This window comes from Bacillus sp. P4_D3, assembly GCF_056401855.1.
Window position 1 is genome coordinate 1 of the sequence record NZ_JBFUIN010001105.1, and the last position, 812, is coordinate 812.

At 33.0% G+C, this 812-nt stretch carries 2 protein-coding genes; both read left to right on the forward strand.

The features are described 5' to 3' along the window. On the forward strand, nucleotides 1-273 hold a 273-nt coding region (locus tag AC1DTM_RS29580; RefSeq protein WP_477001602.1), incomplete at its 5' end, for an iron-sulfur cluster biosynthesis family protein. 33 nt (nucleotides 274-306) lie between these two features. After that, the coding region (locus AC1DTM_RS29585) for a DNA alkylation repair protein (RefSeq protein ID WP_477001603.1) at nucleotides 307-812 on the forward strand (506 nt) is incomplete at its 3' end.

Sequence of the window (812 nt, forward strand, 5' to 3'; positions counted from 1 at the left end):
GCTATACATAGACTAGAACGTGAAGACAAAAAGATTATTCGCATTAGAGGAACAATGACAAACTCTTGCAGCATTTTCGTTGATGTTGATTTAATTTGGGATACATATAATACGGATGATGTTGTATATGAAGATGAACAGCTTATTGTACAAATGGACTCATTCACAAAAGACTACACTGGTGATACGGTGAAACTTGATTATAAGACGACAGGTTTTAGTATAACGACTCCTAGTGAGACGTTGGTGTATGGGTTGTCGATTAAAAAATAAAAATTGTTTTTATCTGACCAATGAGGTGAAAAAATGGGTAAATACGTTCCATTAAAATTTTTATTCAATAAAGAATTAGCAGAAAAAATGGCTGATTCTATTTGTAAACACGAGCCTAATTTCTCTAAAAAAAACTTTGTAGATTCTGTAACATGTAAAGTTGAAAATTTAGAGTTAAAGCAACGTGTCGAAGTAATAGCAGATGAATTACACAATGCATTACAAAAAGATTTTAATGAAGCAATACATATATTACTGAAAACATTGGGACCAGAAAACACAACAGAAGTAGGCACATTTACAAACGGATACATGTACATGCCTATCGCAAAATACGTTGAAAAATATGGACTTAACGATTTTGACTCCTCATTCAACGCAATGTATGAAATAACAAAAAGGAATACTGCTGAATATGCCATTCGTCCTTATCTTGAAAAATACCATGAAGAAACCTTAGACATATTACAACAGTGGTTACGTGACGAAAACAGCCACATTAGGAGATTAGTTTCAGAAGGTACTAGACCAAGACTTCC